Genomic DNA, 14,706 nt, shown 5'->3' on the forward strand with positions numbered 1-14,706 from the left:
GGGCGGCGTGATGCTGAACAAATATCCTCTGTGGAAATACATTCTGATCCTGGCGGTGCTGGCGATCGGTCTGATTTATTCCGCTCCCAATCTGTATCCTGATGACCCGGCGATTCAAATCAGCGGCGCGAGCACTGCTTTGCAGGTCAATCAGGCCGATCTCGATCGCGTGAGCACGGCGCTCAAGGAATCCGGGATCGACGTCAAGGCGGCTTCGCTGGCTGCCGGCGGCAAGGGCGGTCTGATTCGCCTGGTCAAGGCTGAAGATCAGTTGCCTGCCAAGGACGTTGTACGCAAGGCGTTGGGTGATGACTACGTCGTCGCGCTGAACCTGGCACAAACCACCCCGCAATGGCTGCGTAGCCTGGCCGCGCACCCGATGAAGCTGGGTCTGGACTTGTCCGGTGGTGTGCACTTCCTGCTGGAAGTGGACATGGAAAAAGCCCTCGATGCACGCCTGAAAGTCTACGAAGGTGACGTCAAGAGCCTGTTGCGTAAAGAGAAACTGCGCTATCGCAGCCTGCCGCAACTGGGCGGTGCCATTCAGCTGGGCTTCGCCGATGAAGCGGCCCGCGAACAGGCCCGTACCATCATTCGCAAGAACTTCAACGATTTCGACATTGTTCCGGCCGACCTGAACGGTCAACCGGTGCTGCGTCTGGCGATGACCCCGGCCAAGCTGGCGGAAATCCGCGAATACTCCATCAAGCAGAACTTGACCACGGTCCGTAACCGCGTCAACGAGCTGGGTGTTGCCGAACCGATCGTCCAGCGTCAGGGCGCCAACCGCATCGTGGTTGAGCTGCCGGGCGTGCAGGACACCGCAGAAGCCAAGCGTATCCTCGGCAAGACGGCCAACCTGGAGTTCCGTCTGGCGGCCGAGCCGGGTGCTTCGAAAGCCACTTCCGAATCCTTCGAGTTCCGTGAAGGCAAGCGTCCTCCGGCTCTGATCGAGCGCGGCCTGATCATCACCGGTGACCAGGTGACTGATGCCAAGGCTGGCTTCGGCGAACATGGCACCCCGGAAGTGAACATTCGTCTGGACGGCCACGGCGGCGAGCTGATGAGTCGTGCGACCCGTTCGAACGTCGGTCGCAGCATGGCGGTGATCTTCATCGAGCAACGTCCTGTCACCACTTACACCAAGCAAGTGGTCGACGGCGTCGAAAAAGACGTGGCGGTTCAGTCGTTCAAGGAAGAGAAGAAGATCATCAGCCTGGCGACCATTCAGTCGCCGCTGGGTGCTCAGTTCCGTATCACCGGCCTGAACGGCCAGGGCGAGTCGTCCGAACTGGCGTTGCTGCTGCGTGCTGGTGGTCTGGCCGCACCGATGTACTTCGCTGAAGAGCGCACCATCGGCCCGAGCCTGGGTGCGGACAACATCGTCAAGGGTATCGATGCTTCGCTGTGGGGCATGCTGTTCGTCTCGCTGTTCATCATCGCCATCTATCGCTTCTTCGGCATCATCGCCACCGTCGCGCTGGCGGTGAACATGGTGCTGCTGCTGGCCTTGATGTCGCTGTTGGGTGCCACGCTGACCCTGCCGGGTATCGCCGGTATCGTGTTGACCATGGGTATGGCGGTCGACGCCAACGTACTGATCTTCTCGCGGATTCGTGAAGAAATCGCGGCAGGCATGAGCGTACAACGGGCAATCAACGAAGGTTTCGGTCGCGCATTCACGGCGATTCTCGACGCCAACCTGACCACCTTGCTGGTGGGCGGGATCCTGTTTGCCATGGGTACAGGTCCGGTCAAGGGCTTCGCCGTGACCATGTCCCTCGGGGTTCTGACCTCGATGTTCACGGCCATCATGGTCACCCGCGCGATGGTCAACCTGATCTTCGGCGGTCGTGACTTCAAGAAGTTGTGGATTTAAGGGGCTGCCATGTTACGTACAATCAACTTCATGGGCGTTCGCAACTTCGCGTTCGGCGTCACATTGTTCCTTACCGCGCTGGCAATTTTCAGCGTCTTCCATAAGGGCATGAACTGGGGCCTGGACTTCACCGGCGGTACGCTCATCGAGCTGACCTACGAGCGTCCGGCCGATGTCACCAAGGTGCGTGAGCAGCTGGTGACCGCGGGTTATCACGAGGCTATCGTGCAGAACTTCGGTGCAACCACCGACCTGCTGGTGCGTATGCCGGGTGAAGATCCTCAATTGGGTCACCAGGTGGCTGACGCGCTGCAGAAGGTCGGCGGCGAGAACCCGGCGACCGTCAAGCGCGTGGAGTTCGTCGGCCCGCAGGTGGGTGAAGAGCTGCGCGACCAGGGCGGCCTCGGCATGCTGATGGCGCTGGGCGGTATCCTGATCTACCTGGCGTTCCGCTTTCAGTGGAAGTTCGCTGTCGGTGCCATCGTTTCGCTGATCCACGACGTGATCGTGACCATTGGTATCCTGTCGTTCTTCCAGATCACCTTCGACCTGACGGTGCTGGCGGCGGTACTGGCGATCATCGGTTACTCGCTCAACGACACCATCGTGGTATTCGACCGGGTTCGCGAGAACTTCCGCGTACTGCGCAAGGCCAGCCTGATCGAGAACATCAACATCTCGACCACGCAAACCCTGCTGCGGACCATCGCGACCTCGGTGTCCACCTTGCTGGCGATCCTGGCGCTGCTGTTCTTCGGTGGCGACAACCTGCACGGTTTCTCCCTGGCGTTGCTGGTGGGTGTTCTGGCGGGTACTTACTCGTCGATCTACATCGCCAACGTGGTGCTGATCTGGCTGAATCTGAGCTCCGAAGACCTGATTCCTCCGGTCAATACTGAGAAGGAAGTCGACGACCGTCCTTGAAGGAAGTTTCTCTCCGAGGCGTAGTCCAAAAAAGGCGCGAGTTGAACTCGCGCCTTTTTTTATGCTCCAAGGCTGGGAGAAGCGCGGGTTTATCCCGCATGAGATGGTCAGGAGGTTCATGTGAACAAGTCGATGCTGGTTGGTGCTGTGCTGGGTGCTGTCGGTGTGACTGCCGGAGGCGCTTTTGCCACCTACAGCCTGGTTAAAAAAAGCGGTCCAGAGTATGCGCAAGTACTCGCCGTTGAACCGGTCAAGACACAAATCAAGACTCCACGTGAAGTGTGCAAGGATGTCGCGGTCACCCGGCAAGCGCCGGTGAAAGATCAGCACCAGATCGCCGGTACGGTGGTTGGTGCATTGGCTGGTGGTCTGCTGGGTAACCAGATCGGCGGCGGTACCGGCAAGAAAATTGCCACGGTGGCGGGCGCGGTCGGTGGTGGCTATGCCGGCAACAAGGTTCAGGAGGGCATGCAGGAGCGTGACACCTACACCACGACTGAGACCCGTTGCAATACGGTGAATGACATCAGTGACAAGGTCGTGGGTTACGACGTGCGGTATTCGCTGGACGGTAAAGAGGGGAAAGTGCGAATGGATCGCGATCCTGGTAACCAGATTCCGGTGGATAAAGAGGGGCAGCTGATCCTCTCGAATAATGATCAGGCACATTGAGCCGCTGAAACCAGTTCAAAAAGAAGCACCCTGCGGGGTGCTTTTTTGTGCCTGGTGAATTGTAATTCGCCAGCAATCCTTGTGGGAGCGAGCCTGCTCGCGAAGACGTCAGTTCAGTCAGCACAAATCGCCAGGATCACCCTCGCGACTCAACCCCCAACTCATCCCACACCGACTCCGCCAGGTGGAACGTCGCGTTGGCCGCCGGAATCCCGCAGTAGATCGCGCTTTGCATGATCACTTCCTTGATCTCGCCACGGCTCACGCCGTTGTTGGCGGCGGCGCGCAGGTGCAGTTTGAGTTCCCCTTCGCGGTTCATGCCGATCAGCATGGCGATGGTGATCAGGCTGCGGGTGTGGCGCGGCAGGCCCGGGCGGGTCCAGATGTCACCCCAGGCGTGGCGGGTGATCATTTCCTGGAACTCCGAGTTGAACTCGGTCAGGGTGGTCAGGCTGCGGTCGACGTGTGCATCGCCCAGTACAGCGCGACGAACGCTCATGCCCTCGTCGTAACGTTGTTTCTCGTCCACGGGTTGTCCTCAACGAGCCTTCAGGAAGGCCAGCACGCGTTCGCTGAAAGCGTTGCCGGCCTGAACGTTGGACAGGTGCGCGGCATAGAACTCGGCGTACTCGGCGCCCGGCACATGCTCCTGAATGAAGTGCCCGCCGGACGGTGGCGTGACGGCATCCTGAGCGCCAGCGATCACCAGCAGCGGCGCCTTGATCGAGGACAATTGGTCGCGGAAATCGGCGTCGCGCACCGCCGCGCAATTGGCCGCGTAGCCTTCAGGCGAAGTGGCCGCCAGCATGTCGGTGATCTGCTTGGCCGCTGCCGGATTGGCTTCGGAGAAGTCCGGGGTGAACCAGCGCGCAATCGATGCATCGCGCAAGGCAACCATGGCCGCCGGACCATCGCGCAGTACGGTTTCGATGCGTGGGTTCCAGATCGACGGATCGCCAATTTTCGCCGCGGTGTTGCAGACGATCAGTTTGTTCAGGCGTTCACCGGCGTTGATGCCCAGCCATTGGCCGATCAGCCCGCCCATGGACAGACCGCAGAAATGCGCACGATCGATGTGCAGCGCATCCAGCAGCGCCAGCACGTCGCGGCCCAGTTGTTCGATGCTGTAAGGCCCTGGTGTCACCAGCGATTGGCCGTGGCCACGGGTGTCGAAGCGCAGCACGCGGAAATGCTCGCTGAACGCCGGAATTTGCGCATCCCACATGTGCAGGTCGGTGCCCAGGGAGTTGGACAGCACCAGCACCGGCGCATCCACCGGGCCGTCTATTTGGTAATGCAGTTCGCCATCGGCGAGTTGTACGAAAGCCACAGCAGTCTCCTTCAGGCAGTCAATGCAGAATGTTCAGCCACCGCACGCTCGACCCAGGTACGGGCCTGGCCGAGATAATGAGCGGGGTCCAACAGATGATCGAGTTCGTCCGCCGCCAGTTCGGCGGTCACTTGCGGCTCGTCGCCGAGCACCGCGCGCAGATGACGCTGTTCGGCCACGGCGCGTTTGCAGCATTGCTCCAGCAGGTGATGCGCGGTGTCGCGCCCGACCCGTTGAGCCAGCACGATGCTCACCGCTTCGGCGAGTACCAGGCCTTGAGTCAAATCCAGATTGCGGGACATGCGCTCGGCATCCACTTCCAAGCCGCCGGCCACCAGCAGCGCCTGCTTCAGGCTGCCGGACACCAGGCAGCAAATCTCCGGCAGAGTCTCCCACTCGGCATGCCACAACCCAAGGCTGCGCTCGTGCTCTTGAGGCATGGCGCTGAACAGTGTGGAGAGCAGACCGGGAACACGGGTCGCTGCGCCGATCAATACCGCTGCGCCGACCGGATTGCGTTTATGCGGCATGGTCGAGGAACCGCCCTTGCCCGGTGCCGAGGGTTCGAACACTTCACCCGCTTCGGTTTGCATCAACAGGCTGATGTCGCGACCGAGTTTTCCCAAACTGCCGGCGATCAAGCCCAGAACAGAGCCGAACTCCACCAGACGATCACGCTGGGTATGCCAGGGCTGATCGGGCAAGGTCAGTTGCAGTTCTTCGGCCAGTGCTTGGGCAATCGGCATCGCCTTGTCACCGAGGGCCGCGAGGGTGCCGGAAGCGCCGCCGAACTGCAGCACCAGCAGACGCGGCTTGAGTTCGAGCAAACGCTGGCGACTGCGAGTCACCGCCCCCAGCCACCCGGCAATCTTCATGCCGAGGGTGACCGGTGTCGCATGTTGCAGCCAGGTACGTCCGGCCAATGGCGTGGCCACATAACGTTGAGCCTGGGTGGCGAGGGTTTGGCCCAGTTGCGCCAGATCGTTGTCGATCAGCTCCAGCGCCCGGCGCAGTTGCAGCACCAGACCGCTGTCCATCACGTCCTGACTGGTTGCTCCCAGATGCACATAGCGTTCGGCCTCTGCATCCTTGGTCGCGATCTGCTTGCCCAACGCCTTGACCAGCGGAATCGCCGAGTTGCCGGCGGTGGCAATCGCGTCGCCGAGAGCGGCAAAGTCGAAATGTCCGGCCTGGCAGGCCGCTTCAATCGGCGCCACGGCGCTGTGCGGAATCAAACCGACCCGCGCTTCGGCCCGGGCCAGTGCCGCCTCGAAATCGAGCATGGCCTGGACGCGGCCCTGATCGCAGAACACGTCGCGCATATCGCGGGCAGTGAAATAGGCATCGAACAATTGATTGCCCGGTCGCTCGTTCATAAACAGTCCCTGGAGGCGCGGGCCGCTTGGGCCCGCGTGTGTGGATCAAAGGTCGTTTTCTAGATACTTCGCCTGTTTGGGCAGACGCAGGCTGAACAGGAACGCTATTGCCATCATCACCGTCACGTACCAGTAGAAGGAGTTTTCCATACCCACGGCCTTGAGGCTCAACGCTACATATTCTGCCGAACCGCCGAAGATCGCATTCGCCACCGCATACGCCAGGCCGACGCCCAGGGCGCGCACTTCTGGTGGGAACATTTCGGCTTTTACCAGGCCACTGATCGATGTGTAGAAACTGACAATCGCCAGCGCCAGGGTAATCAGCACGAAGGCCAGGAACGGACTGGTGACGCTTTTCAGGCTGAGCAGAATCGGCACGGTGCACAGCGTGCCGAGTGCGCCAAACCACAACATCGAGTTCCGGCGGCCGATCTTGTCCGAGAGCATGCCGAAAATCGGCTGCATGCACATATAAAGGAAGAGCGCGCCGGTCATGATGTAGCTGGCGGTCTTGGCTTGCATGCCGGCGGTGTTCACCAGGTACTTCTGCATATAAGTGGTGAAGGTGTAGAAAATCAGCGAACCACCGGCGGTGTAACCCAGCACGGTAATGAACGCAGCCTTATGATCGCGGAACAGCGCACTGATGCTGCCAGCGTCCTTGCTCTCGCGCATTTCCTTGCTCGTGGTTTCTTTCAGCGAGCGACGCAGGTACAGCGAAATCAACGCCGCACACGCACCGACTACAAATGGAATCCGCCAACCGTAGGCACGCAGGTCATCCTCGGTGAGGAACTGCTGCAAGATCACCACCAGCGACACCGCCAGCAACTGTCCGCCAATCAGCGTCACGTATTGGAACGACGCGAAGAAACCGCGCTGGCCCTTGAGCGCGACTTCGCTCATGTAGGTCGCTGTAGTGCCGTACTCGCCCCCCACCGACAGGCCCTGGAGCAAGCGGGCGAACAACAGCAGGATCGGCGCCCAGACCCCGATGCTGGCGTAGGTCGGCAGGCAGGCAATCAGCAGCGAGCCGAAACACATCATCAGAATCGAGATCAACATCGAATTCTTGCGCCCGTGCTTGTCCGCCAAACGGCCGAAGATCCAGCCGCCAATCGGTCGCATCAGGAACCCGGCGGCAAACACGCCAGCCGTGTTTACCAGCTGTACCGTGGGGTTATCGGACGGGAAAAAGGCCGGCGCGAAATAGATCGCACAGAAGGCATAAACGTAGAAATCGAACCATTCGACGAGGTTGCCGGACGATGCACCGACAATGGCAAAAATCCGTTTGCTGCGCTCTTCGCCGGTATAAAGCGCGGGTGTAGCGGTTGGCGTTGTCATTGTTTTTTCACTCAATGGGGACAGTGAGAGTCTAGACACACTTTGCAACAGTCCCGTTCCACAGATCCATCAGCAACACGATTCCCCTTGTGGGAGCGAGCCTGCTCGCGAATGCGGTATGTCAGTCGACATATTTGTTGTCTGACACTACGTCATCGCGAGCAGGCTCGCTCCTACAGGGTTTTGCGATGTTCTCAGTAATCGAAGAACACCGTCTCCGCATCGGTGCCCTGCAGAATCACATTCCACTGGTAAACACCGCTCGCATCTTTTTTCGCCAGCAAGGTGCCACGACGCTCGGCCGGTACGCATTCGAGCAACGGATCGTTGACGTTGGCCGGCTCGCCCTCGAAGTAAATCCGCGTCATCAGGTGTTTCACCAGGCCACGGGCGAACACCAGCACCACCAGATGCGGGGCCTGGGTCGTGCCTTTGAGGCCCTCGACCGTGCCCGGCTTGATCGTGGTGAAACGGAAACGCCCTTCGGCATCCACTGGCACCCGACCAAAGCCTTCGAAGTTCGGATCAAGGGGCTTGTCCTGATCGTCTTCCGGGTGGTCGTATTTGCCGGCGGCGTTGGCCTGCCAGACTTCCAGCATCGCGTCGTTGACGATATCGCCGTTGCCATCGACCACTTGCCCGGTGATCGCCACGCGTTCGCCCAGGGTTTGCTCGACGGTCAGGTTTTCGCGGTTCAGCCAGGTCAGCCCGATGTGGTAGTAGGGTCCGACGGTGTGGGACGTGGTCGCTGTCAGCGTCATCTTATTTCTCCATCGGCGTGGCATCGCGGCCGCGCAATACGATGTCCCAGCGATAACCGAGGGCATAGGAAGGGATGGTTTTTTCCAGGTCGAAGCTGGCGATCAAGCGCTCTTTGGCGCTGGTATCAGGTACGCAGTTGTAGATCGGGTCGTACGCCAACAGCGGATCGCCCGGGAAATACATCTGGGTGACCAGGCGCGTCAGGATGCTCGGCCCGAACAGCGAGAAATGGATATGCGCCGGACGCCAGGCGTTGTGGTGGTTACCCCACGGATAAGCGCCGGGCTTGATGGTCTGGAACTGATACCAGCCATCAGCGTCGGTCACGGTACGGCCGGTGCCGGTGAAGTTCGGGTCCAGCGGCGCGTCGTGCAGGTCGCGGGCATGGGCGTAGCGACCGGCAGCGTTTGCCTGCCAGATCTCCACCAGAATGCCTGGCACCGGCAAACCGTTTTCATCCAGCACGCGGCCATGGATGATGATGCGCTCGCCCTGAGGCTGCCCTTCGTGCTGGGCAGTCAGGTCGTTGTCCTTCTCATTGACGCGCTCGGCGCCAATGGTCGGACCGGTGATTTCCGACAACGAATGCGGCAGGAACACCAACGGCTTGGACGGCGAGCGCAGGTTGGTGGATTGGTAAGCCGGGTGCAGATACTCGGGCTGGGTGCCTTCCTGCGGGCGACGGTAACCAGGCTTGTCAGTCATGAACACTTTCCTCAGTTCTTATCAGTCTTTTCGAGCGCGTCAGACGCGCTCGATCGCCAAGGCCAGACCCTGACCGACACCGACGCACATGGTCGCCAGACCTTTCTTGCCACCGGTTTTTTCCAGTTGGTGCAGTGCCGTCAGCACCAGACGCGCACCGCTCATGCCCAGCGGGTGACCCAAGGCAATGGCGCCACCGTTCGGGTTGACCTGAGGCGCGTCGTCGGCAATACCCAGTTCACGCAGCACCGCCAGGCCCTGGCTGGCGAAGGCTTCGTTGAGTTCGATTACATCGAAATCACTGACCGCCACACCCAGGCGTTCGGTCAACTTGCGCACCGCCGGGACCGGGCCGATGCCCATCACCCGTGGTGCCACACCGGCGCTGGCCATGCCCAGCACTTTGGCGCGCGGGGTCAGGCCGTGTTTTTTCACCGCTTCGGCCGAGGCCAGGATCAGCGCGGCCGCGCCGTCGTTCACGCCCGACGCGTTGCCAGCGGTGACGGTTTTGTCCGGGCCGTTGACCGGCTTGAGTTTAGTCAGGGCTTCCAGGGTGGTGTCAGCGCGCGGATGTTCGTCCTGGCTGACCACGGTTTCACCCTTTTTGTGGGCAATGCGCACTTCGACGATTTCTTCGGCGAAGAAGCCAGCGGCCTGGGCGACGGCGGTGCGTTGCTGGCTGCGCAGGGCGAAGGCGTCCTGGTCGGCGCGAGAGACTTTGTAATCATCGGCGACGTTGTCAGCGGTCTGCGGCATCGCATCCACGCCGTACTGGGCTTTCATCAACGGGTTGATAAAGCGCCAGCCGATGGTGGTGTCTTCCAGTTTCATGTTGCGTGAGAACGCAGCGTCTGCCTTGCCCATCACGAACGGTGCGCGGGACATCGACTCGACGCCGCCGGCTATCGCCAGCTCCATTTCGCCGCTGGCGATGGCGCGAAACGCCGTGCCGATGGCGTCCATGCCCGAAGCGCAGAGGCGATTGAGGGTGACGCCAGGAATGGTGTCCGGCAGCCCGGCCAGCAGCAGCGCCATGCGCGCCACGTTGCGGTTGTCTTCACCGGCCTGGTTGGCGCAGCCGAGGAACACCTCGTCCACCGCCGTCCAGTCCACCGACGGGTTGCGCTCTATCAACGCCTTGATCGGCACGGCGGCCAGGTCATCGGCACGAACCGTCGACAGGCCACCGCCGAAGCGGCCGATGGGGGTGCGAATCGCGTCGCAGATATAAACGTCACGCATCACGCTTCTCCGGGGGCTTGGCCATGGGCTGCGGCGGTACGGGCTTCCAGATCACGCAGCGCGGTCAGTTCGACTTCAGTCGGCTCGGCGGTGACGTCGACGCTGTCGGCAAAGCGGATCGGCCAACCGGTGGCGGCGACCACCTGCTCGCGGGTCACGCCCGGGTGCAGTGCGGTGACCACGAATTCGTTGGTGCCGGCTTCCGGCTCCATGATGCACAGGTCGGTAATGATGCCGACCGGACCCGCACCTGGCAGACCGAGACGCTTGCGCGAATCGCCGCCCTCGCCGTGGCCGACCGAGGTAATGAAGTCGAGCTTGTCGACAAACGAACGCGCCGATTGCTTGAGGATGATCAGCACGCTCTTGGCGGAACCGGCGATCTCCGGTGCACCGCCGGCGCCCGGCAGACGGACTTTCGGCGCGTGATAATCGCCGACCACGGTGGTGTTGATGTTGCCGAAACGGTCGACCTGGGCCGCGCCGAGGAAACCGACGTCAATACGACCGCCCTGCAGCCAGTAACGGAAAATCTCGCCGGTCGGGACCACGGTGTCGGCGGTTTCCGCCAGCTCGCCGTCACCGATCGACAGTGGCAGTACGCTCGGCTTGGCGCCGATCGGGCCCGATTCGTAGATCAGGACCACGTCTGGCGAGGAGGTCAGGCGCGCCAGGTTGGCCGCTTTCGATGGCAGGCCAATGCCCACGAAGCACACCGAGCCGTTCTTCAGGCGACGGGCAGCGGCAACGGTCATCATTTCATTGGTGGTGTAAGTCATTACTTCGCCTCCGAAGCGGCGGCCAGTTTGGCCTGGAACTCGCTGAAGTCAGCGCTGCCATGGATGTACTCGTTGATCCACGCGGTGAAGGTTTCACGGTCGCGGGCAATCGGGTCCCAGGCCTGGTAGAAGCGGTTGTCACGTTCGGTGTAACCGTGGGCGTAGGACGGATGCGCACCGCCAGGAACATGGCAGACCGCGCTCAAGGCCCAGGTTGGCAGCACGCAGGCGTTCATCGGCGCCTTGAGGTCGTCGACGATTTCCTCGACGGTGACGATGCAACGCTTGGCAGCCAATGCAGCTTCTTTCTGCACGCCAAGGATGCCCCACAGCAGCACGTTGCCCTTGCGGTCGGCTTTCTGCGCGTGAATCACGGTGACGTCCGGACGCACCGAAGGCACCGCGGCCAATACTTCACCGGTGAACGGGCAGGTGACGGACTTGATCAGCGGGTTGACCTTCGGCAGGTCGGAGCCGGCATAGGCGCGCAGCACCGCGAACGGCAGGCCGGAAGCGCCCGCGACGTAGGCGTTGGCCAGGTCAGCGTGGCTGTGTTCTTCGATTTCCATGGCATGGGGCCACTGCTTCTCGACCGCATCGCGCAGACGGTGCAGCGAACCCACACCCGGGTTACCGCCCCAGGAGAAAATCAGCTTGCGGGCACAACCGGCACCGATCAACTGGTCGTAGATCAGGTCAGGCGTCATCCGTACCAGGGTCAGGTCTTTCTTGCCCTGACGAATGATTTCGTGACCCGCCGCCGTCGGGATCAGGTGGGTGAAGCCTTCGAGCGCGACAGTATCGCCGTCGTTCACGAATTGCTTCACCGCGTCGTGCAGCGAAAGAATCTCAGCCATTTGGGGCAGGCTCCCATTTGTTATTAACCAACAGTGGAAAAAGGCGCCGATGCGCAGCGCCGCAGTCACTGAAGATTAAGCCTGTGAAAAACGCCAAACAATCCGATAATCGACTGAGTGTTCGTTTATCGAACACATTGTTGCCTGGCTACCGACCTCAAAAGCTTCGCGAGCAGGCTCGCTCCCACAAGGATTACGTGTATCCCTGTGGGAGCGAGCCTGCTCGCGAAGAGACCATCAAAATCACCTGGGATTCTGAATCAGCCCCTCAGGTCGCATCCGCATGACTGACCATACCCTTGATCACTACCGCCGTGGTCGCCAGCGCTGCCGGAATCACCAGCGCCGTCAGCACCTGCTCGAAGTTCCAGCCCAAACCGAGCAACGTCGCCCCCATCCAGGCGCCAAGAATCGCGCCGAAGCGGCCAATCCCGAGCATCCACGACACACCAGTGGCACGCCCCTGGGTCGGATAAAAACGCGCGGCCAGCGAGGGCATTGCCGATTGCGCGCCGTTGACACACATCCCGGCCACCAGCACCAGGGTCGCCAGCAACGTGATGCTGCCCAGGCTCTGGCCCACCGAGTAGGCAAACACCCCGGCCAACAGGTAGAAAGTGCCGATGACCTTGTGCGGATTGAACCGGTCCATCGCCCAACCGACACCCACCGCGCTCAGCACACCACCGAACTGGAACAGCGCACCGATAAACGCGGCCTGCTCCATACTCGCGCCACTGTCACGCATCAGGGTCGGCAGCCAACTGGTCAGCAGATAAACGATCACCAACCCCATGAAATAAGTCAGCCACAGCAGCAAGGTGCCGACGCTGTAGGTGCCAGAGAAGATCACCGCAAACACATTGCGCGCCTTCACGGTTTTCTGTTCCGGCACACTGAAGCTGGCGGCCTGGGCGACTACGCTCGGGTCGATCGGTGCCAGCGTCTTGCGCACTTTGTCGGTGCCACGATTACGCACGACCAGGTAGCGCGCCGATTCCGGCAGCCAGAACAGCAAAACGATGGCCAGGATCAACGGCAAAATCCCGCCGATCAGCAACAGGCTGTGCCAACCGAACGCAGGAATCAGCTTGGCCGAAATAAATCCGCCGCCGGCCATGCCCAGGTTGAATCCACAGAACATGCTGGTCACCAGCAGGGACTTCTTGCGTTCCGGGGTGTATTCCGACAACAGTGTGGTGGCATTCGGCATCCCGGCCCCCAGCCCCAGGCCCGTAAGGAAGCGCAGCACCAGCAATTGATCGACATTGGTGCTGTAAGCCGAGGCGAGGCTGAACGCACCGAACAACAGCACGGCCCCCACCAGAACGACTTTTCGCCCGAAGCGGTCAGCCAAAGGGCCGGAACCCAGTGCGCCGAACACCATGCCGATCAGCGCTGCACTCATCACCGGACCCAGGCTGGCACGGTCGATGCCCCAATCCTGTGACAACGCCGGGGCGATAAAGCCCATGGCTGCGGTGTCGAGGCCATCGAGGAAGACAATCAGAAAACACAGAATCACCACGCGCCACTGATAGCGCGAAATGGGTTGAGCATTGATAAAGGACTGCACGTCGAGGCAGTTCCCTACAGCGGACTGGGGCTGGTTCATTATTTTTATTCCATGGATCACAGTCGAACGGGGCCGGCCAATGCCGGCGCAGCCGCGACAGTAATGATCCAAAGGAAACAGCGTCAATTCGCCAGAAACGACTCTGTGCGATTATCGAACAGCTTAGGCGAACAGCTGAGCACTGAGGTCGCGACTGGCACTTAACAGGCCAGGCAGAAAGCGCTGCTCCAGTTCGTTGCGACTGACCCGACCCGCATGGGTGCTGACGTTGAGGGCCGCGACCACCTGACCGGAAGCGTCGTACACCGGGACGGCAATGGAACGCAGGCCCTGCTCCAGTTCCTGATCGACGATGCACCACCCTTGTTGTCGCACTTCCTGCAGGCATTCGAGCAAGGCCTCGGGAGTGTGAATGGTACGACTGGTCTTGGCCTGCAGGTCGGCATGATCCAGGTATTCACGCAGCGACGTGTCATCCAGGGCGGCCAGCAGAATCCTGCCCATTGACGTGCAATAGGCCGGCAGGCGCCCGCCCACTGAAAGGTCCACCGAGATCAGGCGCTGGGTAGTCGCCGAGCGGGCGATGTACAGGATGTCATCCCCTTCCAGCGTGGCCATGTTGCAGGCCTCGTGCAGTTGCTCGCTCATGCGGTCCAGGTAAGGCTGGGCAGAAACCGCCAGCGGAGTCGAGGAGACATAGGCATGGCCAAGGGTCAGCACCTTGGGCAGCAAGGAATAAGTGCGACCGTCCGTAGTGGCGTAGCCAAGCTTGATCAGGGTATGCAGGCAACGTCTGACCGCAGCGCGGGGAATTTCCGTGCGATGGCTGATCTGGGCGATCGTCAAGTGCCGCTTGCGCTCCTGGAACGCTTGCACGACAGCCAGCCCGCGGGCCAGCGAGGTCATGAAATCGGGGTCACCGGTCAAGGCCTGAATCCGCTTGGCGGGCGACGCGACGATCGGCGGAGCCACGGAGGCGAAGGAATTGCGCAGTTGATCGTTCATATAAGGTCTTTTTCCCACACGGATCAGCGATCTATTACAAGCGGCATCGGCCCGGCAAACAAGCCCGGCCGAGCAGGATCGGGCGATTATCGAACCATCGACCGATAATCGCAATCCTGCTTTCGACCTCGCGCCTGCCGACAGACCGGGCTACGTATCCTTCCTTATATGTATTCGTACCGGCCCGAGTACGGAATTAAAGGTGGATGTAGTTGCCCTAAGTTGTTCGACTTAATGGCGCCAGAAAGG

At 61.0% G+C, this 14,706-nt stretch carries 14 protein-coding genes; 3 read left to right on the forward strand and 11 right to left on the reverse strand.

From position 1 onward, the window contains the following. Window positions 1–10 precede the first annotated feature (10 nt). The 3 genes from secD (at window position 11) to ACSFE6_RS09690 (ending at window position 3,475) form a co-directional block, all read left to right on the forward strand. Window positions 11–1,879 carry a protein translocase subunit SecD gene (secD, locus tag ACSFE6_RS09680; RefSeq protein WP_435427386.1) on the forward strand — a complete coding sequence of 623 codons (1,869 nt, stop codon included), beginning with the start codon at window positions 11–13 and terminating at the stop codon, window positions 1,877–1,879. Window positions 1,880–1,888: 9 nt separating this feature from the next. Beyond that, the gene (gene secF, locus ACSFE6_RS09685; protein WP_435427387.1) at window positions 1,889–2,803 is read left to right on the forward strand and encodes a protein translocase subunit SecF; all 915 of its coding nucleotides are present in this window, start codon (window positions 1,889–1,891) and stop codon (window positions 2,801–2,803) included. A 120-nt stretch (window positions 2,804–2,923) separates the two neighbouring features. Continuing rightward, complete coding sequence (locus ACSFE6_RS09690; protein ID WP_435427388.1) at window positions 2,924–3,475, forward strand: glycine zipper 2TM domain-containing protein; 552 nt, start codon at window positions 2,924–2,926, stop codon at window positions 3,473–3,475. 136 nt (window positions 3,476–3,611) lie between these two features. Here the strand turns inward: ACSFE6_RS09690 and pcaC are convergent, their stop codons facing one another. The 11 genes from pcaC to pcaR all read right to left on the reverse strand — a co-directional run bounded on the left by pcaC (window position 3,612) and on the right by pcaR (window position 14,457). After that, window positions 3,612–4,004, reverse strand: a complete 393-nt coding sequence (gene pcaC, locus ACSFE6_RS09695; protein ID WP_435427389.1) for a 4-carboxymuconolactone decarboxylase — start codon at window positions 4,002–4,004, stop codon at window positions 3,612–3,614. Window positions 4,005–4,013: 9 nt separating this feature from the next. Then, entirely contained in the window at window positions 4,014–4,805 is a 792-nt protein-coding gene (gene pcaD / locus ACSFE6_RS09700) for a 3-oxoadipate enol-lactonase (RefSeq protein ID WP_435427390.1), read from the reverse strand. Window positions 4,806–4,816: 11 nt separating this feature from the next. After that, entirely contained in the window at window positions 4,817–6,181 is a 1,365-nt protein-coding gene (locus ACSFE6_RS09705) for a 3-carboxy-cis,cis-muconate cycloisomerase (RefSeq protein ID WP_435427391.1), read from the reverse strand. A 45-nt stretch (window positions 6,182–6,226) separates the two neighbouring features. Beyond that, window positions 6,227–7,531, reverse strand: coding sequence for an MFS family transporter (locus ACSFE6_RS09710; protein ID WP_435427392.1), 1,305 nt, complete (start codon window positions 7,529–7,531; stop codon window positions 6,227–6,229). Between the two features lie 194 nt (window positions 7,532–7,725). Continuing rightward, window positions 7,726–8,292 carry a protocatechuate 3,4-dioxygenase subunit alpha gene (gene pcaG / locus ACSFE6_RS09715; protein WP_435427393.1) on the reverse strand — a complete coding sequence of 189 codons (567 nt, stop codon included), beginning with the start codon at window positions 8,290–8,292 and terminating at the stop codon, window positions 7,726–7,728. Between the two features lies 1 nt (window position 8,293). Beyond that, on the reverse strand, window positions 8,294–8,998 hold the full coding sequence (pcaH, locus tag ACSFE6_RS09720; protein WP_435427394.1) for a protocatechuate 3,4-dioxygenase subunit beta: 705 nt from the start codon (window positions 8,996–8,998) through the stop codon (window positions 8,294–8,296). Between the two features lie 39 nt (window positions 8,999–9,037). After that, window positions 9,038–10,243, reverse strand: a complete 1,206-nt coding sequence (gene pcaF, locus ACSFE6_RS09725; RefSeq protein WP_435427395.1) for a 3-oxoadipyl-CoA thiolase — start codon at window positions 10,241–10,243, stop codon at window positions 9,038–9,040. Next, window positions 10,240–11,019 (reverse strand): CoA-transferase subunit beta, encoded by a 780-nt coding sequence (locus ACSFE6_RS09730; protein WP_435427396.1) that lies wholly within the window; start codon window positions 11,017–11,019, stop codon window positions 10,240–10,242. The genes pcaF and ACSFE6_RS09730 overlap by 4 nt, the downstream gene beginning before the upstream one ends. Beyond that, on the reverse strand, window positions 11,019–11,876 hold the full coding sequence (locus ACSFE6_RS09735) for a CoA transferase subunit A (protein WP_435427397.1): 858 nt from the start codon (window positions 11,874–11,876) through the stop codon (window positions 11,019–11,021). The genes ACSFE6_RS09730 and ACSFE6_RS09735 overlap by 1 nt, the downstream gene beginning before the upstream one ends. Window positions 11,877–12,144: 268 nt before the next feature. Next, window positions 12,145–13,491 carry an MFS transporter gene (locus ACSFE6_RS09740; RefSeq protein WP_435427398.1) on the reverse strand — a complete coding sequence of 449 codons (1,347 nt, stop codon included), beginning with the start codon at window positions 13,489–13,491 and terminating at the stop codon, window positions 12,145–12,147. A 123-nt stretch (window positions 13,492–13,614) separates the two neighbouring features. Then, window positions 13,615–14,457, reverse strand: coding sequence for a pca regulon transcriptional regulator PcaR (gene pcaR / locus ACSFE6_RS09745; protein WP_150769781.1), 843 nt, complete (start codon window positions 14,455–14,457; stop codon window positions 13,615–13,617). Between the last annotated feature and the right edge of the window lie 249 nt (window positions 14,458–14,706).

Source organism: Pseudomonas baetica, from assembly GCF_051216495.1.
GTDB classification, from domain to species: domain Bacteria; phylum Pseudomonadota; class Gammaproteobacteria; order Pseudomonadales; family Pseudomonadaceae; genus Aquipseudomonas; species Aquipseudomonas baetica_B.

Excerpts from the sequence above, each read along its gene's own strand:
- secD (WP_435427386.1), top strand. The coding sequence starts at position 11 with ATGCTGAACAAATATCCTCTGTGGAAATACATTCTGATCCTGGCGGTG.
- secF (WP_435427387.1), top strand. The coding sequence starts at position 1,889 with ATGTTACGTACAATCAACTTCATGGGCGTTCGCAACTTCGCGTTCGGC.
- ACSFE6_RS09705 (WP_435427391.1), bottom strand. The coding sequence starts at position 6,181 with ATGAACGAGCGACCGGGCAATCAATTGTTCGATGCCTATTTCACTGCC.
- ACSFE6_RS09710 (WP_435427392.1), bottom strand. The coding sequence starts at position 7,531 with ATGACAACGCCAACCGCTACACCCGCGCTTTATACCGGCGAAGAGCGC.
- pcaG (WP_435427393.1), bottom strand. The coding sequence starts at position 8,292 with ATGACGCTGACAGCGACCACGTCCCACACCGTCGGACCCTACTACCAC.
- pcaH (WP_435427394.1), bottom strand. The coding sequence starts at position 8,998 with ATGACTGACAAGCCTGGTTACCGTCGCCCGCAGGAAGGCACCCAGCCC.
- ACSFE6_RS09730 (WP_435427396.1), bottom strand. The coding sequence starts at position 11,019 with ATGACTTACACCACCAATGAAATGATGACCGTTGCCGCTGCCCGTCGC.
- ACSFE6_RS09735 (WP_435427397.1), bottom strand. The coding sequence starts at position 11,876 with ATGGCTGAGATTCTTTCGCTGCACGACGCGGTGAAGCAATTCGTGAAC.
- ACSFE6_RS09740 (WP_435427398.1), bottom strand. The coding sequence starts at position 13,491 with ATGAACCAGCCCCAGTCCGCTGTAGGGAACTGCCTCGACGTGCAGTCC.
- pcaR (WP_150769781.1), bottom strand. The coding sequence starts at position 14,457 with ATGAACGATCAACTGCGCAATTCCTTCGCCTCCGTGGCTCCGCCGATC.